General features: G+C 57.2%; 20 protein-coding genes. 6 read left to right on the top strand and 14 right to left on the bottom strand.

Annotated features, from left to right (window positions below; genetic code table 11):
- The first annotated feature begins 380 nt into the window (after positions 1 to 380).
- The gene (locus GV764_RS21510) at positions 381 to 1829 is read left to right on the top strand and encodes a nucleobase:cation symporter-2 family protein (protein ID WP_161662129.1); all 1449 of its coding nucleotides are present in this window, start codon (positions 381 to 383) and stop codon (positions 1827 to 1829) included.
- Between the two features lie 50 nt (positions 1830 to 1879).
- On the opposite strand, the gene lysS is transcribed toward GV764_RS21510, so the two are convergent.
- The 5 genes from lysS to xerD all read right to left on the bottom strand — a co-directional run bounded on the left by lysS (position 1880) and on the right by xerD (position 7977).
- Entirely contained in the window at positions 1880 to 3397 is a 1518-nt protein-coding gene (lysS, locus tag GV764_RS21505; RefSeq protein ID WP_161662128.1) for a lysine--tRNA ligase, read from the bottom strand.
- Positions 3398 to 3406: 9 nt separating this feature from the next.
- A protein-coding gene (gene prfB / locus GV764_RS21500) for a peptide chain release factor 2 (protein ID WP_121497543.1) occupies positions 3407 to 4505 on the bottom strand; the annotation gives its coding sequence in 2 pieces (ribosomal slippage) (positions 3407 to 4429 and positions 4431 to 4505; 1098 coding nt in all).
- A 96-nt stretch (positions 4506 to 4601) separates the two neighbouring features.
- Positions 4602 to 6335 carry a single-stranded-DNA-specific exonuclease RecJ gene (gene recJ / locus GV764_RS21495; RefSeq protein WP_161662127.1) on the bottom strand — a complete coding sequence of 578 codons (1734 nt, stop codon included), beginning with the start codon at positions 6333 to 6335 and terminating at the stop codon, positions 4602 to 4604.
- A 3-nt stretch (positions 6336 to 6338) separates the two neighbouring features.
- The gene (dsbC, locus tag GV764_RS21490; protein WP_161662126.1) at positions 6339 to 7052 is read right to left on the bottom strand and encodes a bifunctional protein-disulfide isomerase/oxidoreductase DsbC; all 714 of its coding nucleotides are present in this window, start codon (positions 7050 to 7052) and stop codon (positions 6339 to 6341) included.
- A 25-nt stretch (positions 7053 to 7077) separates the two neighbouring features.
- The gene (gene xerD / locus GV764_RS21485) at positions 7078 to 7977 is read right to left on the bottom strand and encodes a site-specific tyrosine recombinase XerD (protein WP_161662124.1); all 900 of its coding nucleotides are present in this window, start codon (positions 7975 to 7977) and stop codon (positions 7078 to 7080) included.
- 101 nt (positions 7978 to 8078) lie between these two features.
- Here xerD and fldB point away from each other — a divergent pair, with 101 nt between their 5' ends.
- Positions 8079 to 8600, top strand: coding sequence for a flavodoxin FldB (fldB, locus tag GV764_RS21480; RefSeq protein WP_161662122.1), 522 nt, complete (start codon positions 8079 to 8081; stop codon positions 8598 to 8600).
- Between the two features lie 4 nt (positions 8601 to 8604).
- Here fldB and GV764_RS21475 read toward each other — a convergent pair whose 3' ends face one another.
- Positions 8605 to 9024 (bottom strand): protein YgfX, encoded by a 420-nt coding sequence (locus GV764_RS21475; RefSeq protein WP_161662120.1) that lies wholly within the window; start codon positions 9022 to 9024, stop codon positions 8605 to 8607.
- The gene (sdhE, locus tag GV764_RS21470) at positions 9005 to 9271 is read right to left on the bottom strand and encodes an FAD assembly factor SdhE (protein WP_161662118.1); all 267 of its coding nucleotides are present in this window, start codon (positions 9269 to 9271) and stop codon (positions 9005 to 9007) included. Before sdhE ends, GV764_RS21475 begins: the two co-directional genes overlap by 20 nt.
- Before the next feature lie 257 nt (positions 9272 to 9528).
- Here sdhE and ygfZ point away from each other — a divergent pair, with 257 nt between their 5' ends.
- Entirely contained in the window at positions 9529 to 10515 is a 987-nt protein-coding gene (gene ygfZ, locus GV764_RS21465) for a tRNA-modifying protein YgfZ (protein WP_161662116.1), read from the top strand.
- Positions 10516 to 10549: 34 nt separating this feature from the next.
- On the opposite strand, the gene trhA is transcribed toward ygfZ, so the two are convergent.
- Together trhA and yqfB are read right to left on the bottom strand one after the other, a co-directional pair.
- Positions 10550 to 11209, bottom strand: coding sequence for a PAQR family membrane homeostasis protein TrhA (trhA, locus tag GV764_RS21460; protein ID WP_161662114.1), 660 nt, complete (start codon positions 11207 to 11209; stop codon positions 10550 to 10552).
- Positions 11210 to 11338: 129 nt separating this feature from the next.
- Positions 11339 to 11650, bottom strand: a complete 312-nt coding sequence (gene yqfB / locus GV764_RS21455; RefSeq protein WP_161662113.1) for a N(4)-acetylcytidine aminohydrolase — start codon at positions 11648 to 11650, stop codon at positions 11339 to 11341.
- A gap of 119 nt (positions 11651 to 11769) precedes the next feature.
- Between yqfB and GV764_RS21450 the strand changes: the two genes are divergently transcribed.
- The 3 genes from GV764_RS21450 to GV764_RS21440 all read left to right on the top strand — a co-directional run bounded on the left by GV764_RS21450 (position 11770) and on the right by GV764_RS21440 (position 15649).
- Positions 11770 to 12501, top strand: coding sequence for a MurR/RpiR family transcriptional regulator (locus GV764_RS21450; RefSeq protein ID WP_161662172.1), 732 nt, complete (start codon positions 11770 to 11772; stop codon positions 12499 to 12501).
- A 123-nt stretch (positions 12502 to 12624) separates the two neighbouring features.
- A complete protein-coding gene (locus GV764_RS21445; RefSeq protein ID WP_161662111.1) occupies positions 12625 to 14058 on the top strand; it encodes a 6-phospho-beta-glucosidase in 1434 nt (477 codons plus the stop codon).
- Between the two features lie 199 nt (positions 14059 to 14257).
- Complete coding sequence (locus GV764_RS21440) at positions 14258 to 15649, top strand: cytochrome-c peroxidase (RefSeq protein WP_161662109.1); 1392 nt, start codon at positions 14258 to 14260, stop codon at positions 15647 to 15649.
- Positions 15650 to 15673: 24 nt separating this feature from the next.
- On the opposite strand, the gene GV764_RS21435 is transcribed toward GV764_RS21440, so the two are convergent.
- From GV764_RS21435 to ubiI, 5 genes are all read right to left on the bottom strand, one after another.
- Complete coding sequence (locus GV764_RS21435; protein ID WP_161662107.1) at positions 15674 to 16417, bottom strand: SDR family oxidoreductase; 744 nt, start codon at positions 16415 to 16417, stop codon at positions 15674 to 15676.
- 60 nt (positions 16418 to 16477) lie between these two features.
- On the bottom strand, positions 16478 to 19351 hold the full coding sequence (gcvP, locus tag GV764_RS21430) for an aminomethyl-transferring glycine dehydrogenase (RefSeq protein ID WP_161662106.1): 2874 nt from the start codon (positions 19349 to 19351) through the stop codon (positions 16478 to 16480).
- A 110-nt stretch (positions 19352 to 19461) separates the two neighbouring features.
- Complete coding sequence (gene gcvH, locus GV764_RS21425; protein WP_161662104.1) at positions 19462 to 19851, bottom strand: glycine cleavage system protein GcvH; 390 nt, start codon at positions 19849 to 19851, stop codon at positions 19462 to 19464.
- Positions 19852 to 19877: 26 nt separating this feature from the next.
- The gene (gcvT, locus tag GV764_RS21420; RefSeq protein WP_161662102.1) at positions 19878 to 20975 is read right to left on the bottom strand and encodes a glycine cleavage system aminomethyltransferase GcvT; all 1098 of its coding nucleotides are present in this window, start codon (positions 20973 to 20975) and stop codon (positions 19878 to 19880) included.
- 411 nt (positions 20976 to 21386) lie between these two features.
- Positions 21387 to 22589 carry an FAD-dependent 2-octaprenylphenol hydroxylase gene (gene ubiI, locus GV764_RS21415; RefSeq protein ID WP_161662100.1) on the bottom strand — a complete coding sequence of 401 codons (1203 nt, stop codon included), beginning with the start codon at positions 22587 to 22589 and terminating at the stop codon, positions 21387 to 21389.

The following is a 22589-nucleotide window of genomic DNA, read 5'->3' as shown; positions in this document are numbered from 1 at the left end:
CAGGCGTTACGCTCTCAGAATGAGAGGCGGGAATGATGCATAAAAACGATTTTTATCCTCACGCGATCCTGAGATAAGCGATCCACAATGAATCACTCGCTTTATCAATCTGAGAATCGCCGGTTTTATCAAATGCAAACGCTTGCGTCGCTAATCGGTACGACGACGGTTCTGAGCGGCAACTTTGTGAACTCCCCCGCGTTTTAACGACGTCCTTTGCCCCGCACGAAAAACTGGCACTTTCTGAGCATGGTGTCAGGGGTTGGCAACCGTAATCACATCACGGCAGATCCGGGTCGTCTCAGACCGTCGTCAGAGGAAGCCGTATTCACGCAGGCAGCGCCTGGTCTGCTCGCGGGTTTAACAAAAGGATGGAATTCATGAGTACGCTTGATTCACGACCACAAACGCTCCCCCAGGATAACGCCGCGCCGACGGATGAAGTCGACCGCGTGTTGTCCCCGGCAAAATTGTGCATTCTCGGATTACAGCATGTGCTGGTGATGTATGCCGGCGCGGTGGCGGTGCCGCTAATGATTGGCGATCGGCTTGGGCTGGATAAAGAAACCGTCGCGCTGTTAATCAGTTCCGATCTGTTCTGCTGCGGCGTGGTCACGCTGCTGCAATGTCTGGGCGTGGGCCGATTTATGGGGATCCGTCTGCCGGTGATTATGTCCGTCACCTTCGCCGCCGTAACGCCGATGATCGCCATTGGCCTGAACCCGGATATCGGCCTGACGGGGATCTTTGGCGCGACGATCGCGGCGGGCGCGATCACGACGCTGCTGGCACCGGTCATTGGCCGTTTGATCCCGCTGTTCCCGCCGCTGGTTACCGGCGTGGTGATCACCTCCATCGGGCTGAGCATTATTCAGGTCGGTATCGACTGGGCGGCGGGCGGTAAAGGCAATCCGCACTATGGCGATCCGGTTTACCTGTGCATCTCGTTTGCCGTGCTGCTGTTTATTCTGGTGGTGACCCGCTTTGCGAAAGGGTTTATGTCTAATGTGGCGGTGCTGCTGGGGATCGTGTTTGGCTTTGTCCTGTCGTTGATGGTCAATGAAGTCAATCTGACGGGCCTGCATGACGCTAAATGGTTCGCTATCGTGACGCCGATGGCGCTGGGCACGCCGGTGTTCGATCCGGTGTCGATCCTCACCATGACCGCCGTGTTGATTATCGTGTTTATCGAATCGATGGGGATGTTTCTGGCGCTGGGGGAAATCGTCGGGCGCGAACTGACGTCGCAGGACATCGTGCGCGGCCTGCGGGTGGACGGCGTCGGCACGCTGTTCGGCGGATTGTTTAACAGCTTTCCGCACACCTCGTTTTCGCAAAACGTCGGGCTGGTGAGCGTGACCCGCGTTTACAGCCGCTGGGTGTGCGTGGCGGCGGGGATCATATTGATACTCTTCGGCATGGTGCCGAAAATGGCGGTGCTGGTGGCGTCTATCCCGCAATTCGTGCTGGGCGGCGCGGGGCTGGTGATGTTCGGCATGGTGCTGGCGACCGGCATTCGCATTCTCGCCCGCATCAACTACACCACGAACCGTTACAACCTTTATATTGTGGCCATCAGCCTGGGCGTGGGGATGACGCCGATGCTGTCGCACAACTTTTTCTCGCAGTTCCCCGCCGTCCTCCAGCCGCTGCTGCACAGCGGGATCATGCTGGCGACCTTTAGCGCAGTGACGCTGAATCTGTTTTTCAACGGTTATCATCCACAGACCGGGCTGGCGGAAGAGCCGTCCTGCGTCAGTGGGAAATCGGTGAGAACGGTACGGATGTGGCTGCTGCTGCGCAAAGTGAAGAAGAACCGGGAAGAGTGAAATAAAAAAGCCCCGGTCCTGTAACCGGGGCTTGTGATAAGTCAGAAAACTTATTTAACCGGACGCATCGCCGGGAACAGGATCACGTCGCGGATGGTGTGGCTGTTGGTGAACAGCATAACCATACGGTCGATACCGATGCCCAGACCTGCGGTCGGCGGCAGCCCGTGCTCCAGCGCGGTCACGTAGTCTTCGTCGTAGAACATCGCTTCGTCGTCGCCCGCGTCTTTGGCATTCACCTGATCCTGGAAACGCTGCGCCTGATCTTCCGCGTCGTTCAGCTCGCTGAAGCCGTTGCCGATTTCACGGCCGCCGATGAAGAATTCAAAGCGGTCGGTGATTTCCGGGTTTTCGTCGTTACGACGCGCCAGCGGAGACACCTCTGCCGGGTATTCGGTGATGAAGGTCGGCTGGATCAGGTGCGCTTCCGCCACTTCTTCGAAGATCTCGGTCACGATGCGGCCCAGGCCCCAGCTCTTCTCCACCTTGATGCCGATGGATTCAGCAATCGCTTTGGCAGAGTCGAAGTTGTCCAGATCGGCCATATTGGTTTCCGGACGGTATTTCTTGATCGCTTCGCGCATGGTCAGTTTTTCGAACGGCTTGCCGAAGTCGAACACTTCATCGCCGTAAGGCACTTCGGTTTTGCCCAGCACGTCCTGCGCCAGAGTGCGGAACAGCGATTCGGTCAGCTCGATCAGATCTTTGTAATCCGCATACGCCATATAGAGTTCCATCATGGTGAACTCTGGATTATGACGCACCGAGATACCTTCGTTACGGAAGTTACGGTTGATTTCGAACACGCGCTCGAAGCCGCCAACCACCAGACGCTTCAGGTACAGTTCCGGCGCGATACGCAGGTACATATCCAGATCCAGCGCGTTGTGATGGGTGATAAACGGACGGGCAGAGGCGCCGCCAGGGATCACCTGCATCATCGGGGTTTCCACTTCCATAAAGCCGCGACCCACCATGAACTGACGGATGCCCGCCAGGATCTGGGAACGCACTTTGAAGGTATTGCGGGATTCATCGTTGGAGATGAGATCCAGGTAGCGCTGACGGTAGCGCGCTTCCTGATCCTGCAGACCGTGGAATTTGTCCGGCAGCGGGCGCAGGGCTTTGGTCAGCAGGCGCAGTTCCGTACAGTGGATCGACAGCTCGCCGGTTTTGGTTTTAAACAGCTTGCCGCGCGCCGCCAGGATATCGCCCAGATCCCACTTTTTAAACTGCTCGTTGTAAACGCCTTCCGGCAGATCGTCGCGGGCAACGTACAGCTGAATGCGGCCGCCCACGTCCTGCAGGGTCACGAAAGAGGCTTTACCCATAATGCGGCGGGTCATCATGCGACCGGCTACCGCCACTTCCACGTTCAGCGCTTCCAGCTCTTCGTTTTCTTTAGCATCGAATTCAGCGTGCAGTTGGTCAGAGGTGTGGTCGCGACGGAAGTCGTTCGGGAACGCGACGCCCTGCTCACGCAGTTGCGCCAGCTTGTCGCGACGGGTCTGGAGTTCGTTATTAAAATCGGCTACCGCATCCGCGTTCTGCGCGTGTTGTTCAGACATGTTGGTTCCTCATAACCCTGCTTTCAAACTTGCTTCGATGAATTTGTCCAGATCGCCATCCAGCACCGCCTGCGTGTTACGGGTTTCAACACCGGTACGCAAGTCTTTGATGCGGGAGTCATCCAGTACGTAAGAGCGGATCTGGCTGCCCCAGCCGATATCCGATTTGTTGTCTTCCAGCGCCTGTTTCTCAGCGTTTTTCTTCTGCATCTCAAGCTCATACAGCTTCGCTTTCATCTGCTTCATGGCCTGATCTTTGTTTTTGTGCTGGGAACGGTCGTTCTGGCACTGCGTCACCGTACCGGTCGGAATGTGGGTGATACGCACCGCGGATTCCGTACGGTTAACGTGCTGGCCGCCCGCGCCGGATGCGCGGTAAACGTCGATGCGCAGATCAGCCGGGTTGATTTCGATATCGATATCGTCATCCACTTCCGGGTAGACAAACGCGGAACTGAACGAGGTATGGCGACGGCCGCCGGAGTCAAACGGGCTTTTACGCACCAGGCGGTGAACGCCGGTTTCAGTACGCAACCAGCCGAACGCGTATTCGCCGGAGATCTTGATGGTGGCGGATTTAATACCGGCCACTTCGCCTTCGGATTCTTCGATGACTTCGGTTTTGAAGCCGCGCGCTTCGGCCCAGCGCAGGTACATACGCAGCAGCATGCTGGCCCAGTCCTGGGCCTCGGTGCCGCCGGAACCGGCCTGCAGGTCGAGATAGCAGTCGGCGCTGTCGTATTCGCCGGAGAACATGCGGCGGAATTCCAGCTGCGCCAGTTTGGCATCAAGCTGATCGAGTTCAACAACGGCTTCGTTGAAGGTTTCTTCATCGTCGGCTTCAACCGCCAGTTCCAGCAGGCCGGAAACATCCTCCAGGCCCTGGTTTAGCTGGTCCAGCGTATCGACGATGGCTTCCAGAGACGAGCGCTCTTTACCCAGCGCCTGGGCGCGTTCGGGCTCGTTCCAGACATCAGGCTGTTCGAGTTCAGCGTTTACTTCTTCGAGACGTTCTTTCTTTGCATCGTAGTCAAAGATACCCCCTAAGAACGTCGGTGCGCTCGGTGAGGTCCTGAATACGGTTTTTTACCGGGTTAATTTCAAACATGGTCAGTATGATCTTTAAGTGATGACGGTAGTCAGAATGCGGTCGTAAGGGCGAAAGTTTACCGGAAATTCGCCCTTTTTTATAGCGAAACTGGCGTTAAAGCGGCCAGAGATGGTCGATTATTAACTGCACACTGCGATTGCCGCGAAACTCGTTGATATCCAGCTTGTAAACGATTTCCACTTCGCGTACGCCCGCGTCGGGCCAGCGGGCAGTATCAACGTTAAACGCGATGCCGTCTAACAGCGGGCCGCCCTGCGCCGGTTCCAGCATGACCTTCAGGTGTCGCTCGCCCACCAGCCGCTGCTGCAACAGCCGAAAACGCCCGTCAAACGCCGGTTCCGGGAACCCCTGGCCCCACGGACCGGCGTCACGCAGTTGCTCTGCGATCTCCAGCGTCATCTCCTGCGGCTGTAGCGGGCCGTCGGACCACACTTCGCCTTCCAGTAACGCCGGATCGAGCCATTGCGCTACCAGCTCAGCGAAACGCTGCTGGAAGACCTCGATTTTTGAGGCTTCCAGCGACAGGCCCGCCGCCATGGCGTGGCCGCCGAATTTAAGTATCAGTCCCGGATTCAATGTATCGAGGCGCTCCAGCGCATCGCGCAGATGTAGACCGGGAATCGAACGGCCTGAGCCTTTGAGCGTGCCGTCGCCCGCAGGCGCAAAGGCGATGACCGGGCGGTGGAACCGCTCTTTGATACGCGATGCCAGAATGCCCACCACGCCCTGATGCCATTCGGGATGATAAATCGCCAGCCCGACCGGCAGTTCGTCAGCGCTTTTCAGGCAGGCGTCGCACAGCGCCAGCGCTTCTGCCTGCATACCCTGCTCGATCTCTTTACGGGTCTGGTTCAGGGCATCCAGTTCATTCGCCAGTACGCGCGCTTCGCCGGGGTTATCGCACAGCAGCAGCGCCACGCCCACCGACATATCGTCCAGCCGCCCGGCAGCGTTCAAACGCGGTCCGAGAGCGAACCCCAGATCGCTTGCCGCCAGCTTTTGCGGATCGCGACTGGCGATTTCCAGCAGCGCGCGAATGCCCGGTCGGCATTTCCCGGCGCGGATGCGGCTCAGCCCTTGCCAGGTCAAAATGCGGTTATTGGCGTCGAGCGGCACGACGTCCGCCACGGTGCCTAACGCCACTAAATCGAGATATTCCGCCAGGTTAGGAATGGCAATGCCCTGCTCATCGAACCAACCTTTGTCGCGCAGGTGGCTTCGCAGCGCCAGCATCAGATAGAACGCCACGCCGACGCCCGCCAGCGATTTCGACGGAAATTCACAGTCCGCCAGGTTAGGGTTGATAATGGCTTCGGCATCCGGCAGCGTCGCGCCCGGCAGGTGGTGATCGGTAACCAGCACCGGGATACCGTACCGGCGTGCGTGCTCTACGCCTGCGTGAGAAGAGATGCCGTTGTCCACCGTCATGATCAGCTCAGCGCCCAGCGCTTTTGCCTGATCCACCACTTCCGGGCTTAAGCCGTAACCGTCTTCAAAGCGGTTCGGCACCAGATAACCGATCTCTTTTCCGCCAAGGCTGCGCAGCGCCAGTACGCTGAGCGCGGTGCTGGTCGCGCCGTCGGCGTCAAAATCCCCCACCACCACAATGCGCTGCCCGGTTTTAAACGCCTGATACAGCATTTCAACAGCAGCGTTGATGCCGGTGAGCTGCTGCCAGGGCAGCATGCCTTTTACGCTGCGCTCAAGATCTTCCGCGCCGCGTACGCCACGGCTGGCATACAGCCGTTTTAACAGCGGCGAAAGCGATGGCGGCAGTACGGCGGTTTCATCCACCTTACGCCGACGGAGTTGCGATTGTTGCTTCACGCGTTATTGTCCGCCGGTCTGTTTCTGATGTTCGTCAAGGAAGGCTTTCATCTCTTTCGGCCCCTGATAGCCCGGCACCACATAGCCATTGCTTAATACAATCGCCGGCGTACCGGTCACGCCGAACTGCACGCCCAGGGCGTAGTGATCGGCGATGTCGATATCGCAGCTGGCGGCGGGTACGGATTTGCCGCTCATGGCGTCATCAAAGGCTTTATTGCGATCGTTGGCACACCAGATGGATTTCATGTCTTTTTCCGCCTGGCTCTGGATGCCCTGACGCGGGAATGCCAGATAACGCACGGTGATGCCCAGCGCGTTATAGTCTTTCATCTCTTCGTGCAGTTTATGGCAGTAGCCGCAGGTGATGTCGGTAAACACGGTGATAACGTGTTTTTCCTGCGGGGCTTTATACACAATCATCTCTTTTTCGAGATGGGCAAGTTTGCCCATCAGCAGTTTGTTGGTCACATTGACCGGCGAGCTGCCGCTAACGTCATACAGCGGCCCCTGGATGATATGTTTGCCGTCCTCGGTGACATACAGCACGCCGCTGCTGGTCAGTACGGTTTTCAGGCCAGGAACCGGAGACGCCTGAATATCCGCGCTTTGCACGCCCAGTTTCGCCAGCGATTGCTTAATGACCGCGTCGTCAGCGTGAACCATACCGGAAACAGTGGCTGCCAGAAGCGTCAGCAGCATAAAGCCTTTTTTCATAACATGTCCTTTAGTCAGCAAGCACTTACGCACGTGGGTGATGCTGTTGATGAAGTTGCCGCAGGCGTTCGGTCGCCACGTGCGTATAAATTTGGGTTGTTGATAAATCGCTATGGCCCAGCAGCATCTGCACCACGCGCAGGTCCGCGCCGTGATTAAGCAAATGCGTGGCGAAGGCATGGCGTAAAACGTGAGGCGAGAGTTTATCGCTGTCAATACCTGCCAGTGTGGCGTAATGCTTGATGCGATGCCAGAAAGTCTGGCGCGTCATTTGTTGCGCGCGGTTACTTGGGAACAGCACATCGCTGGACTGGCCGTTGAGCAGCCACGGTCGGCCATGTTCAAGATACTGCTCCAGCCAGTGCACCGCCTCTTCCCCCAGCGGCACCAGGCGCTCTTTATTGCCTTTCCCCACCACGCGCACCACGCCCTGACGCAGGCTGATATCGCTCATCACCAGCCCCACCAGCTCAGACACGCGCAGCCCGGTGGCATAAAGCACTTCGAGCATCGCCTTGTCGCGAAGTTCAATCGGGTTACCTTCCAGCGCGGGGGCCTGTAACAGCCGGTCAACCTGCGCCTCGCTTAAATCCTTCGGTAAGCGCTGGGGCAGTTTCGGCGAGGCCAACTGGGCGCTGGGATCGTCCGGGCGAATTTTTTCCCGATACAGATGCTGAAACAGTCGACGAACCGCGCTGAGCAGGCGCGCAGAACTGGTGGCCTTATAGCCGCCTTCGACGCGCTCGGCCAGCAGCCCCTGTAAATCATCGCTACCGGCAGAGAGTAAATCCCGCTCATGGTGATGAAGCCACTGCACCAGCATCGTCAGATCCCGACGATAGGCGCTAAGGGTGTTTTCCGACAGATTGCGCTCCAGCCAGAGCGCATCCAGAAACTGTTCGACGCGGATAAGATCCTGTTCCACACGAGCCTCTCGTTTATCATGCAGGGTTGCATTATGCATGATAGCGGCCGCGATCTGGTACACTGAGCCACCCGTACAGCAAGAAATGAGATGTAATCGCAATGAAAATGGGTCTTTTTTATGGTTCCAGCACCTGTTACACCGAAATGGCGGCGGAAAAAATCCGCGACATTATCGGGCCGGAACTGGTGACGTTACATAACCTGAAAGATGACGCCCCGGCGCTGATGGCGCAGTACGATGTGTTAATCCTCGGCATTCCGACCTGGGATTTTGGTGAAATTCAGGAAGACTGGGAAGCCGTCTGGGACCAACTGGACACACTGGATCTCGACGGAAAAATCGTTGCGCTGTACGGCATGGGCGACCAGCTTGGCTACGGTGAATGGTTCCTCGATGCCCTCGGCATGCTGCATGATAAGCTGCTGCCAAAAGGCGTGAAGTTTGTGGGCTACTGGCCGACCGAAGGGTATGAATTTACCAGCCCGAAACCGGTGATTGCCGATGGTCAGCTTTTCGTCGGCCTCGCGCTGGATGAAACCAATCAGTACGATCTTAGTGATGAGCGTATTGAGCAATGGTGCGAGCAGATACTGGCGGAGATGGCCGGGCATTTCTCCTGAGTCATTATGATGGACGGCCGCTTTGCGGTTGCTGTAACAGCACCCGGCGCAAATCGCGCCATTCACTGGCATCCATGCTGTCCGCGGCCAGCCATAAATGCTGGCTGCGTTGAGTCTCAGGATGCCGCAAGCGCAGCAGCATACCGCTTTGCAGCATCCACGGCGCGCCAATCAGCTCCCACTCCACCCCCTGCCAGCGCAGCCGGTAATCCATCGTCAGTTTTACTTCGCCCTGTAGCGAATGAATACGCCGCTGGCTGCGCACGCAATCAAACACCACCAGCGACAGTAAAACCAACCAAACCGGCATATAACTCAGCGGCCAGGGCAGCAATAAGATCACCGCTGCGACAATGCCGTGCAGCATGAGAGAAAACCACTGTGCGCGCCACGAGACGCGGAGATCAGATTGCCACAGGACCACGATCCCGGTTCCGCGTCTGAATCAGTTGCACCATGCGCTGCAGCTCAGGGTCCGCAGGCTTACCGTGGTTCATTAACCAGTTGAAAAGATCGGGATCGTCGCATTCGAGCAGGCGAATAAACACCTGTTTATCGTCATCGCTCAGAGAGTCGTACTCGTGTTCAAAGAACGGCATGATTGAGATATCCAGCTCACGCATCCCGCGACGGCACGCCCAGTGAATACGGGCTTTATTGTTAATATCCATGACTGCTTTCCTGGGTAATCACTCTGGAAGATGCCTGCTAGTGTAACTCGTTTTCAACGCTTCATTTAATGGAATGTTGTCATTTAGGCGTCATCTTCCAAAAAACCTTATTAAAAATGAAACTATTACGCGTTTTTGCGGGAAAACGCGTAAATCAAAGAGACGGCACGAATCGCAATGTCAAAGCGCTTGCAATGTCATGTGGCTCTTTTACCATTAGTCTCATTCGACTCTGCATGATGAACCGGGGCAATTTTATGGCATTTAATCCGTTTCCACCGCGCCAGCCGACGGCTGCCGCTCGACTGCCTTTGACGCTGATCTCTCTTGAAGACTGGGCGCTGGCGACCATGACCGGCGCTGATAGCGAAAAGTATATGCAAGGCCAGGTGACCGCGGATGTGGCGCTGATGACGGAAAACCAGCATCTGCTGGTGGCCCACTGCGACGCAAAGGGCAAAATGTGGAGCAACCTGCGCCTGTTTCGCCAGAATGACGGCTTCGCCTGGATCCAGCGTCGCAGCGTGCGCGACGCCCAGCTCACCGCGCTGAAAAAGTATGCCGTGTTCTCGAAGGTGACTATCGCACCGGACGACAATGCGGTGCTGTTAGGCGTGGCGGGTTTCCAGGCGCGCGCCGCGCTGGCCAACCACTTTTCGACCCTGCCGGACGCGGATAACCCGGCGGTCCACGTTGACGACACCACCCTGCTGTGGCTGCCGCTGCCCGCAGAGCGTTTCATATTGATCATCTCAGAAGAGAAAGCCCAGCAGCTCACCGAAAGCCTGCGTGGTGAAGCGCAGCTTAATGCCAGCCAGCAGTGGCTGGCGCTGGATATCGAGGCCGGTTATCCGATTATCGATGAAGCCAACAGCGCGCAGTTTATCCCTCAGGCGACCAACCTTCAGGCGTTTGGCGGCATCAGCTTTAAAAAAGGGTGCTATACCGGCCAGGAGATGGTGGCGCGTGCGAAATTCCGCGGCGCCAACAAGCGCGCGCTCTGGTCGCTGGTCGGTAACGCCAGCCGCACACCTGCGCCAGCGGAAGATCTGGAATTGAAAATGGGCGACAACTGGCGCCGTACCGGGACCGTTCTGGCCGCCGTGAAGCTGGATGACGGCACCGTGCGCGTTCAGGTGGTGATGAATAATGACATGGAAAGCGCCAGCGTCTTCCGGGTGCGCGATGAACCCAGCCATACTCTGGCGATTGAGCCGCTGCCGTATTCGTTAGAAGAAGCGTGATAACACACCCCTCGCAGGCCGCGAGGGGTATTTTTTAATGTTGACCGACGTACAGATAAATCGCCAGGAAGTGGCACACGCTGCCACCCAGCACAAAGCCGTGCCAGATCGCATGGTTGTACGGAATACGTTTACACACGTAGAAAATTACGCCCAGCGAATAGACAACCCCGCCAGCCGCTAACAGCGTCACCCCGCCAAGCGCAAGTTTTTCCGTTAGCTGGTAAATCACAATCAGCGACAGCCAACCCATCGCCAGATAGGTCACCAGCGACAGCACCTTAAAGCGGTGCGCGATAGTTAATTTAAACAGGATACCCAGCAGCGCCAGTCCCCAGATGACAATCATCAGGGTGCGCGCCAGCGTTGAATCAAGCCCCACCAGTAAAAACGGCGTGTAGGTCCCGGCAATCAGTAAATATATTGCGCAGTGGTCGAACTTTTTCAGCCAGATTTTCGCTCTGGCATGCGGGATGGCGTGGTACAGCGTCGACGCCAGAAACAGCAAAATCATGCTGCCGCCGTACAGGCTGTAGCTGGCGATCGCCATCACGTTAGCGTTGGCGTCCACCGCCTGGATTAGCAGCAGCACTAATCCTACGATCCCAAACACCAGCCCGATACCGTGACTGATGCTGTTGGCTATTTCCTCAGCCAGTGAATATCCCTTCTCAATTAATGGTTTGCTAACCATAAGGCGACTCCGGGGGAACTGAATATAAAAGCAGCTCCACTAGCCTAATTGAGAATGATTTCAGTGTACACCTGTTCGCTAAAATATTTATTTTACCGATTGTGTACAGCGGTGGGATCTTGCCAAAAGCTATGCAGAAATCACTTCAAAAGCAATTACATACAGCTGCGTCACGCCGGGGTAAATGTCGTTGATAACCTCGCGCAGCACGTCAAGCGTCATATTCTCCTGGTGAGCATGTTCGTCGTTTAACGCGCTCAACAGCGTTGGCGTGACGCTCAGGACTTTGATGGTGCAAAAGTAACCGTCGTCCTCGTGCCGCCCTACCCGCAGAATTTGCCCCGGTTCGAAGTGCGCCTCGCTCTCGTCGCGAATAGTGATGGTTTTACGGCCGGCCAGAATGTCGCGCTCAAAGCGCTGAAAGAAAGTGATATCGTTCATAAGGTGCTCATTAACATTATGTTCAGGATGGGGGGATATTACCTTTCCCGGGGTGGGTTCAACACCACAATTCCAGTATCCTTGAACCAGTGCATGAAAAAGGATCGCTCACCGTGACGATATTCACCCATTCCGCCGTCGCCAGCCTGAATAACATCGAAATGATGGTCTATAACTACGTCATTAAAAATCGCGACAAAGTGATGTATATGACCATCCGCGAGCTGGCTGAAGCGGTGGGTGTTTCAACGACTACGGTGCTGCGCTTTTGCCGCAAACTCAACTGCGACGGTTACTCCGAATTCCGGGTGCGTTTTAAGCTCTATCTGGAACAAAACGAACCCCGGCAGGCCAGTTTCGGGGCCAGTGAGATCATCAGCTTTTTCCGCAGCGTAAATAACGACGAGTTTGAGCAACTGCTGGATGAAGCCGTGGATATCATCCTGGCGTCAGAACGGATTATTTTTGTCGGCGCGGGGACATCCGGTTCGCTGGCAAAATACGGCGCGCGCTTTTTCTCTAACGTCGGGAAATTCAGCAATCACATTGATGATCCCTACTTCCCGGTGACCAACGATATGGCAAAAAACGCACTGGCGATTGTGCTGTCGGTTTCCGGCGAAACGGCGGAGATCCTGCGCTTCGCCAGCCAGTTCAGCCTGCATCATTGCAAAGTGTTGTCGATCACCAGCCACGATAATTCGTCGCTGGCGAAACTGGCCGATTTTAATCTTTCGTGGCATATCCCCCAGACCCGCATCGCGGGCGTTTATGACATCACCACCCAAATCCCGGTGGTCTATATTCTTGAGACCCTGGGGCGCAAAATCGCCGGCAAACTGGGGGAATAAAACACCCTGTTTTCTGACGGTAACAAGTCACAACCCGTTGATTTTGTTATATCGTGACATTTGCATTTCCTTTTGACAGACTCGCCTTCACCTCCTGTCTCACACTGTTCCGGGATCTCTACGATGAAAAAACTGACTTTACCCAAAGATTTTTTATGGGGTGGCGCGGTCGCCGCGCACCAGGTTGAAGGCGGCTGGAATAAAGGCGGCAAAGGCCCCAGCATTTGCGACGTGTTGACCGGCGGCGCGCACGGCGTTCCGCGTGAAATCACCGACAGCGTGGAAGCGGGAAAATATTACCCCAATCATGAAGCCGTGGATTTTCATGGCCGCTACAAAGAAGACATCAAGCTGTTTGCGGAGATGGGCTTTAAGTGCTTCCGCACCTCCATCGCCTGGACGCGTATCTTCCCGAATGGCGACGAGCAGACCCCAAATGAAGAGGGTTTACAGTTCTACGACGACATGTTCGACGAACTGTTGAAGTACAACATCGAGCCGGTGATCACGTTGTCCCACTTCGAAATGCCGCTGCATCTGGTACAGCAATATGGCGGCTGGACTAACCGTAAAGTCGTTGATTTCTTTGTGCGCTTCGCCGAAGTGGTGTTTGAGCGTTACAAAAACAAGGTCAAATACTGGATGACCTTTAACGAGATCAACAATCAGCGCAACTGGCGCGCCCCGCTGTTCGGCTACTGCTGTTCCGGCGTGGTGTATACCGAACATGAGAATCCGGAAGAGACCATGTATCAGGTGCTGCATCACCAGTTCGTCGCCAGCGCACTGGCGGTGAAAGCAGCCCGCGGCATCAACCCGGCAATGAAAGTCGGCTGCATGCTGGCAATGGTGCCGCTGTATCCGTTCTCCTGTAAGCCGGAAGACGTAATGTTTGCCCAGGAATCGATGCGCGAACGTTATGTCTTTACCGATGTGCAACTGCGTGGTTACTACCCGTCCTATGTCCTGAACGAATGGGAGCGTCGCGGCTTCAACATCAACATGGAAGACGGCGATGAGCAGGCGCTGCGCGAAGGCACCTGCGATTATCTGGGCTTCAGCTACTACATGACCAACGCGGTGAAAGCCGAAGGCGGCAGCGGCGATGCGCTATCCGGTTTTCAGGGCAGCGTCCCGAACCCGCATGTAAAAGCGTCCGACTGGGGCTGGCAGATTGACCCGGTTGGCCTGCGCTACGCGCTGTGCGAGCTGTATGAGCGCTACCAGAAGCCGCTGTTTATCGTTGAGAATGGCTTCGGCGCGTACGATAAAGTGGAAGACGACGGCAGCATCAATGACGATTACCGCATTGATTACCTGCGCGCCCACGTTGAAGAGATGATCAAAGCGGTGACTTACGACGGCGTGGATCTGATGGGTTATACCCCGTGGGGCTGCATCGACTGCGTCTCCTTTACCACCGGCCAGTACAGCAAGCGCTACGGCTTTATCTACGTGAACAAACACGACGACGGCACGGGTGATATGTCCCGCTCCCGTAAGAAAAGCTTTAACTGGTATAAAGAAGTCATCGCCAGCAACGGCGAAAAACTGTAATCCAGTCAGGGGCCCTAGCGCCCCTTTTTACTGTTCAATCATTAATGACATTGATGAAACCTATCCCAATGATAGGCCCGGCTTGTAAAATTTATTGATACCCATCAAGGGGTAGAATTCCCACACTGACACTATGCCCTTTCAGGAACCAGATAGTTTGCGGTCTCTGAGACCTCATTCACCTTGAAGGGATAATAAGATGAAAAACCTTACTAAACTGGCGCTGGGTGTCGTGGGCGTCGGTCTTGTCGGCTACCTCGGGCTCGTGGCGTATGTGTATCACCACGACAGCGAGCGTAACAGCCGCGCTTTGACTCAAACCTCTGCTTCACCGCAAAACAACAACGTGCTGGCGATCATGCGCGACAAAGGGTGTGACTACTGCCATACCGTGTCCAGCGATCTGCCGTTCTACTCCTCGCTGCCCGTCGCGAAGCAGCTGATGAACTACGACATGCACCTTGGCTACAAATCATTCAACCTCACCCCGCTGCGTCAGAGTCTGATTGACGACACGCCCGCGCTGCAAAGCGATTTGACCAAAATCGAATGGGTGATGGAGCATCAGACCATGCCGCCGACGCGCTATACCGCCCTGCACTGGGACGGCAAAATGAGCGACGAAGAGCGTGGCGTGGTGCTCGACTGGATCAAGGCCCAGCGCCTGAAGTATTACGCTGCCGACGACATGGCGGAGCAGCACCGCAACGAACCGGTCCAGCCGATCCCGCAAACCGTCCCTTACGATGCGCGCAAAGCCGCGCTGGGCTTCCGGTTGTATCACGATCCGCGCATCTCTGATGACAACTCCATCTCCTGCGCCAGCTGCCACCAGCTTGGCGCGGGCGGCGTGGATGGCCGTAAAACCTCAACCGGCGTGCGCGGCGAAATCGGGCCGATTAACGCCCCAACGGTGTTTAACTCGGTGTTTAACGTGGTGCAATTCTGGGATGGCCGCGCGCCGGACCTGAAAGCCCAGGCCGGGGGCCCGCCGCTCAACCCGATCGAAATGGCGTCCAAATCCTGGGATGACATCACCGCCAAACTGAATCAGGACGCGATCCTCAGGCGCGACTTTACTGCCGTCTATCCGGAGGGCTTAAGCGGCGACACCATTACCGACGCCATCGCCGAGTTTGAAAAAACGCTGATCACACCCAACTCGCCGTTCGACAACTATCTACGCGGTGACGAAAACGCGCTCACCGCTCAGCAAAAACAGGGCTGGAAGCTGTTTAAAGATAACAAGTGCGCCACCTGCCATACCGGGGTGATCCTTGGCGGGAGAACCTTTGAACCGCTGGGCCTGAAGAAAGCGTTCACGTTTGGCGACGTCCTGCCGGCGGATATTGGACGTATGAACGTCACCCATGACGAACGTGACCGCCTGCGCCAGAAAGTGCCGACGCTGCGCAATATCGCGCTCACCGCGCCGTATTTCCACCGTGGCGACGTGGCGACGCTGGATGAGGCGGTGAAATTGATGCTGCGTTACCAGGTGGGCACCGAACTGCCGCAGTCCGAGGTGGATGACATCGTGGCATTCCTGCAAAGCCTGAACGGCGTCTATAAACCCGCGTCGCTGGAATAACCCTATAGCCGCCCGCAAGGGCGGCTACTTGCCCCCCGCCAGATCGATAACGCTGCCGGTTACGTACGACGCGCTGTCGCTTACCAGCCAGGCGATGGCCTGCGCCACTTCTTCCGGCTGCCCGCCGCGCCGCATCGGGATGGCAGGCGCAACGCGATCCACCCGTCCCGGCTCGCCGCCTGAGGCATGCATTTCGGTATAGATAAAGCCTGGCCGCACGCCGTTAACGCGAATGCCCTGCGCCGCCACTTCCAGCGACAGCCCGGTGGTCAGCGTGTCCACCGCGCCCTTCGAGGCCGCATAGTCAACGTATTCCCCCGGCGACCCCAGCCGCGCCGCCACCGAAGAGACGTTAACAATCGCCCCGCCGCTGCCGCCGTGTTCGGTGGACATCCGCTTTACCGCCTCCCGGCAGCATAAGAAATAGCCGGTGACGTTGGTGGACAGCACGCGATTAATCCGCTCGGCGGTGAGATTTTCAACGCGGCACTGGGTTGAAAGAATGCCCGCGTTGTTCACCAGCACGTTAACCGGCCCCCAGGCCTCGTCGATGGCGGTAAACATCGCCACCACCTGCTGCTCGTCAGAGACATCCGCCTGCCAGGCCAGGGCTTCGCCGCCCGCTCGCGCGATCTCATCCACCACCGCCTGCGCGGCCTGCCGATCGCGATGATAGTTCACCACCACCCGCATCCCCTGCTGCGCCAGTAGCAGCGCGGTGGCTTTGCCAATTCCCCGGCTGGCACCGGTAATTAATGCGATGGTCATAACATCTCCCAAAAAATAAGGGCACCGAAGTGCCCTTACAGGATAGAACAACGCGCTGCGTTACTGATATTCACTCATCGGCACGCAGGAGCAGAACAGGTTGCGGTCGCCGTACACATCGTCCAGACGTTTTACCGTCGGCCAGTATTTATTGGCGTGGCCCGCCGGGAACACCGCCAGCTCGCGGCTGTACGGATGCGCCCACTCTTCGGCCAGTTCGTTCTGGGTATGCGGCGCGTTAACCAGCGGGTTATCCTCCAGCGGCCATTCACCTTTCGCCACGCGATCGATCTCCTCGCGGATGGTCAGCATCGCGTCGATAAAGCGGTCCAGCTCCAGTTTGCTTTCCGATTCGGTCGGCTCAACCATCAGGGTTCCGGCTACCGGGAACGACATGGTCGGCGCGTGGAATCCGTAGTCGATTAAACGCTTGGCGATATCCAGCTCGCTGATGCCGGTCTGCTCTTTCAGCGGACGAATATCAAGGATGCACTCGTGCGCCACGCGGCCATCGCGCCCGGTATACAGCACCGGGAACGCGCTTTTCAGACGCGTTGCGATGTAGTTGGCGTTGAGGATCGCCGTCTGGCTGGCGCGCTTAAGACCCTGCGCGCCCATCATGCGGATGTACATCCAGCTGATTGGCAAAATCGACGCGCTGCCGAACGGCGCGGCGGAAACCGCGCCCTGACGGGTCAGCATACCTTCAATCTGCACCACGCTGTGGCCCGGCACAAACGGAGCCAGGTGCGCTTTCACGCCGATCGGACCCATGCCCGGGCCGCCGCCGCCGTGCGGAATACAGAAGGTTTTATGCAGGTTGAGGTGCGAGACATCCGCGCCGATATGGCCTGGCGTGGTGATGCCCACCTGGGCGTTCATGTTCGCGCCGTCGAGGTAAACCTGGCCGCCAAACTGATGCACCACATTGCACACTTCGCGAATGGTTTCTTCGTACACGCCGTGCGTCGACGGATAAGTCACCATGATGCACGACAGCTGGTCGCCCGCCTGCTCAGCTTTAGCGCGCAGATCGGTCAGATCGATGTTGCCCTGCTTATCGCACGCCACGACCACCACCTGCATCCCCGCCATCTGCGCGGAGGCCGGGTTGGTGCCGTGCGCGGAAGCCGGGATCAGGCAGATATCGCGATGCCCTTCGTTGCGGCTCTCGTGATAGTGACGGATTGCCAGCAGACCGGCGTATTCGCCCTGCGCGCCGGAGTTCGGCTGCATGCACAGCGCGTCGTAACCGGTGAGTTTCACCAGCCACTCGGAGAGCTGGGCGATCATCTGGTGATACCCTTCCGCCTGATCCACCGGGCAGAACGGGTGCAGCTCGGCAAATTCCGGCCAGGTAATCGGGATCATTTCCGCCGCCGCGTTGAGCTTCATGGTGCAGGAGCCCAGCGGGATCATCGCCTGGTTGAGCGCCAGATCTTTACGCTCCAGCGAGTGCATGTAGCGCATCATCTCAGTTTCGCTGTGATAGCGGTTAAACACCGGGTGCGTCAGGATCGCGTCCTGGCGCAGCATGGCGTCCGGGATCGAGCGGCTGTCGTGCGCCACATCTTTATCCAGCTCGCTGATATCCAGCCCGTGGTTGTCGCCCAGCAGCACGCTAAACAGGTTCAGCAGATCCTGGCGGGTGGTGGTTTCATCCAGGGTAATGCCTACGCCGTTCAGCACGTCGCTGCGCAGGTTGATTTCTTTGGCCTGGGCGCGGCTCAGCACCGCGGCTTTATCCGTGATTTCTACGCACAGCGTGTCGAACCAGCTGCTGTGGCGCAGTTTCAGGCCCTTCTGCTGAAGGCCCGCTGCCAGAATATCGGTCATACGGTGGATGCGATCGGCGATGCGCTTCAGGCCTTTCGGGCCATGGTAAACCGCATACAGGCTGGCGATATTGGCCAGCAGCACCTGGGAAGTACAGATGTTGGAGTTGGCTTTCTCGCGGCGGATATGCTGTTCGCGGGTCTGCATCGCCATACGCAGCGCGGTGTTGCCCGCCGCGTCTTTGGAAACGCCGATGATGCGGCCAGGCATGGAGCGTTTATGCTCATCGCGCGCGCCGAAGAACGCGGCGTGCGGGCCGCCGTAACCCATCGGTACGCCGAAGCGCTGGGCGGAGCCGAACACGATGTCCGCGCCCTGATGACCCGGCGCGGTCAGCAGCACCAGCGCCATAAAATCAGCGGCCACGCTGACCACCACTTTGCGGGATTTCAGTTCAGCGATCAGCGCAGCGTAATCATGCACTTCGCCCGTGGTGCCGACCTGCTGCAACAGCACGCCAAACACGTCCTGATGGTCGAGCACTTTTTGCGCGTCATCGACAATCACGTCAAAGCCGAAGGTTTCGGCGCGGGTACGCACCACATCCAGCGTCTGCGGGTGTACGTCCGCCGCCACGAAGAAGCGGTTCGCGCCCTTAAGTTTGCTGACGCGTTTGGCCATTGCCATGGCTTCCGCCGCCGCAGTGGCTTCATCCAGCAGCGAGGCCGACGCGATGTCCATGCCGGTCAGATCGATAGTCACCTGCTGGAAGTTAAGCAGTGCTTCAAGACGGCCCTGAGAGACTTCCGGCTGGTACGGCGTATAGGCGGTGTACCAGCCCGGGTTTTCCAGCATATTACGCAGGATCACCGGCGGCGTGTGCACGGCGGCATAGCCCATGCCAATAAAGGTTTTATAACGCTTGTTGCGGGCGGCGATGGCTTTCAGTTCAGCCAGCGCCGCGAATTCGGTGGTCGCCTCGCCGATAGCGGGCGGCGTCGCCAGCTGAATGTCTGCGGGCACGATTTGCGCCGTCAGGGCATCAAGGGATTCCGCGCCAACGGTATTGAGCATGGCGTGCAGTTGCTCGCTATCCGGGCCGATATGACGGTCAATAAACGCGTCGCGATTTTCCAACTGGTCGAGGGTCTGGGTCATGAGCGAGGGTTCCTGAAACGTGCAGTGAATCGGGTGGTCACTGGTGATACTCGAAAAATTGTTCATGTTGCAGAAGCCAGCGCTCCTGCAACATGAATGATGACGCGTATTTATTCGTCTTCTAACAGGGCTTCGTAACCCGCCGCATCCAGTAATGCTTCTACTTCGGATTCGTCGCTGGCTTTGATACGGAAAATCCAGCCTGCGCCATACGGCTCGCTGTTCACCTGCTCCGGGGAATCGCTCAGGGCGTCGTTTACCGCAACGATTTCACCGCTGACTGGCGCATAAATGTCGGATGCCGCTTTCACGGATTCCGCCACCGCGCAATCATCGCCCGCGCTGACGGTCGCGCCAACGTCCGGCAGATCGACGAATACCATGTCGCCCAGCAGTTCCTGCGCATGTTCGGTAATACCGACGGTATAAGTGCCGTCCGCTTCTTTGCGCAGCCACTCATGCTCTTTGCTGTATTTCAGTTCACCTGGCACATTGCTCATTTCTTTTTCTCCGAATAACAAAACAGTTACTGAACCACCGGCTTACCGGCGCGAACAAAAATCGGTTTAGTGACGATAACCGGCATTTCACGGTTGCGGATCTGCACGATGGCGGTGTCGCCAATCCCGGCAGGCACCCGCGCCATCGCGATGCTGTAGCCCAGCGTTGGCGAGAACGATCCGCTGGTGATTTTGCCTTCCTGTACGTTGCCCTGCGCATCGGTGAACCGCACCGGCAGGTCATTGCGCAGAACGCCTTTCTCTTTCATCACCAGGCCAACCAGCTGGTCGGTGCCTTTCTCACGCTGGGATTCCAGCGCTTCACGGCCAATAAAATCACGATCTTCCGGCTGCCAGGCGATGGTCCAGCCCATATTGGCTTCCAGCGGAGAAACGCCTTCGTCCATCTCCTGACCGTAAAGATTCATGCCTGCCTCCAGACGCAGCGTATCGCGGGCGCCAAGTCCGCACGGCTTCACGCCTGCTTCCACGAGCTGGCTCCAGAACGCGGCGGCTTTTTCCGCTGGCATCGCGATTTCATAGCCCGCTTCGCCGGTATAGCCGGTAGTGGCGATAAACAAATCGCCTGCCTGCACGCCAAAGAACGGCTTCATGCCTTCTACGGCCTGGCGCTGTTCATCGGTAAACAGGGTTGCGGCTTTCTGCTTCGCCTGCGGCCCCTGAACGGCAATCAGCGCCAGGTCGTCGCGAACGGTGATGTCGAGGGAATAGGGTTCGGCGTGCTGGGTGATCCAGGCGAGGTCTTTTTCACGGGTGGCGGAGTTAACAACGAGGCGGAAATCATCTTCAGCGAGGAAATAAACAATCAGATCGTCAATCACGCCGCCGGAGGCATTGAGCATCCCGCTGTACAGCGCTTTACCCGGTTGGGTGAGCTTCGCCACGTCATTCGCCAGCAGATAGCGCAAGAATTCGCGGGTGCGCTCGCCATGCAGGTCGACGATGGTCATGTGGGAAACATCGAACATGCCGGCATCGCTGCGCACCGCGTGATGCTCATCAAGCTGCGAGCCGTAGTGCAGCGGCATCATCCAGCCATGGAAATCCACCATGCGCGCGCCGCAAAGCGTATGTTGTTCGAACAAAGGAGTCTGTTGAGCCATCTTTTCCTCTTACAGTCAGCAGAGGCTAATTGCCTCTTTACTACTGGACGAAACCCGGCGTCGGCATCATTCCCGCCGCCGACGCAAACGTTACCTTTGGCCTGAAGTTACCATCTAACGCAGGGACAAACCACACGCGAAAATGGGTCATTACATTAGCTTATGACCAAAACAGGAAAAGAAGGCTACAGTGGAATTCACTGGAAAAACGCGAATACAGACACATAAACGCAACATAATCGGCAGTGATTTTTTACGGGGAAGCATTTACGTCGGAAATTCCGACGAAATCGCTGAAAGGGAAAATTCGCCACATTAAAAAAACTAATTCGAAAAATCCGGTCAAATTAGAATAATTCAAATGAGGTGAGGCTTCCCTTCTCAGCGCCGGAAAAGGGAAGTGTGATCGAGTTAACGTAACCAGTCAGGCAGGTCGTTAAGACCCATCGCTTCACGAATCAGCTGTGGTTTTACCCCAGGCAAGGTATCCGCCAGTTTTAGCCCAACGTCGCGCAACAGTTTTTTGGCCGGATGGCTACCGGCAAACAGTTCGCGAAACCCCTGCATGCTGGCCAGCATTACCGCCGCGCTGTGCTTGCGGCTACGTTCGTAGCGGCGCAGATAGAGATGCTGCCCAATATCCTTGCCCTGCTTATGCAGACGGCGGATCTCGGCAATCAGCTCCGCCGCATCCATAAAGCCAAGGTTAACGCCCTGCCCGGCGAGCGGATGAATGGTATGCGCCGCGTCACCCACCAGCGCCAGACGGTGCGCGGCGAACTGACGGGCATAGCGTCCGGTTAGCGGATAGATCTGACGTCCGCTTTCCACTGAACACAGGCCGAGGCGATTATCAAAGGCGATGCACAGTTCCTGATTAAAAGTGTCGACATCGCACTGTTGTAACCGCTCCGCCTCTTTCGGCGGCAGCGACCAGACGATGGAGCACTGCACAGGATCGGGCAACGGCAGAAACGCCAGGATGCCTTCGCCATGGAAGATCTGCCGCGCCACCGCGCCGTGCGGTTCGGCGGTGCGAATGGTCGCCACCAGCGCGTGATGGCGGTAATCCCAGAACGTCAGCGGGATATCGGCGCGGTTGCGTAGCCAGGAGTTGGCGCCATCGGCACCCACCACCAGCCGCGCCGTGAGCATACTGCCATCCTGCAACGTCAAAAAGGCTTCGTTCTCACCAAACGCCACCTGCTGTAGCTGCGACGGGGCGATCAACGAGGCGTCGGCGTTGCGGGAGGCTTTCTCCCACAGCGCCTGGTGGACCACGCTGTTTTCGATAATATGGCCAAGATGGCTGTAGCCCATGCTTTTATCATCGAACGCGATGCGCCCGAAGCTGTCTTTGTCCCACACTTCCATGCCGTGATAGCGGCTAACCCGCTGTTCCAGAATGGATTGCCAGACGCCAAGTTTTTCCAGCAGTTTTTCACTGGCCGCGTTAATGGCGGAAACCCGCAGCGCGAAAGGCGCATCCGCCGCCAGCGGTTGCGGACGCTGCTGTTCGAGCACCGCGACGCGTAAGCCGCTGCCCTGCAATCCGCACGCCAGCGCCAGCCCGACCATTCCGCCGCCTACAATCGCCACATCTACGCTTTGCAC

The organism is Atlantibacter hermannii, assembly GCF_009907385.1.
GTDB classification, from domain to species: Bacteria; Pseudomonadota; Gammaproteobacteria; order Enterobacterales; family Enterobacteriaceae; genus Atlantibacter; species Atlantibacter hermannii_A.
Note: the sequence above shows the minus strand (reverse complement) of the source record. Positions and strands in the feature narration are given on the sequence as shown.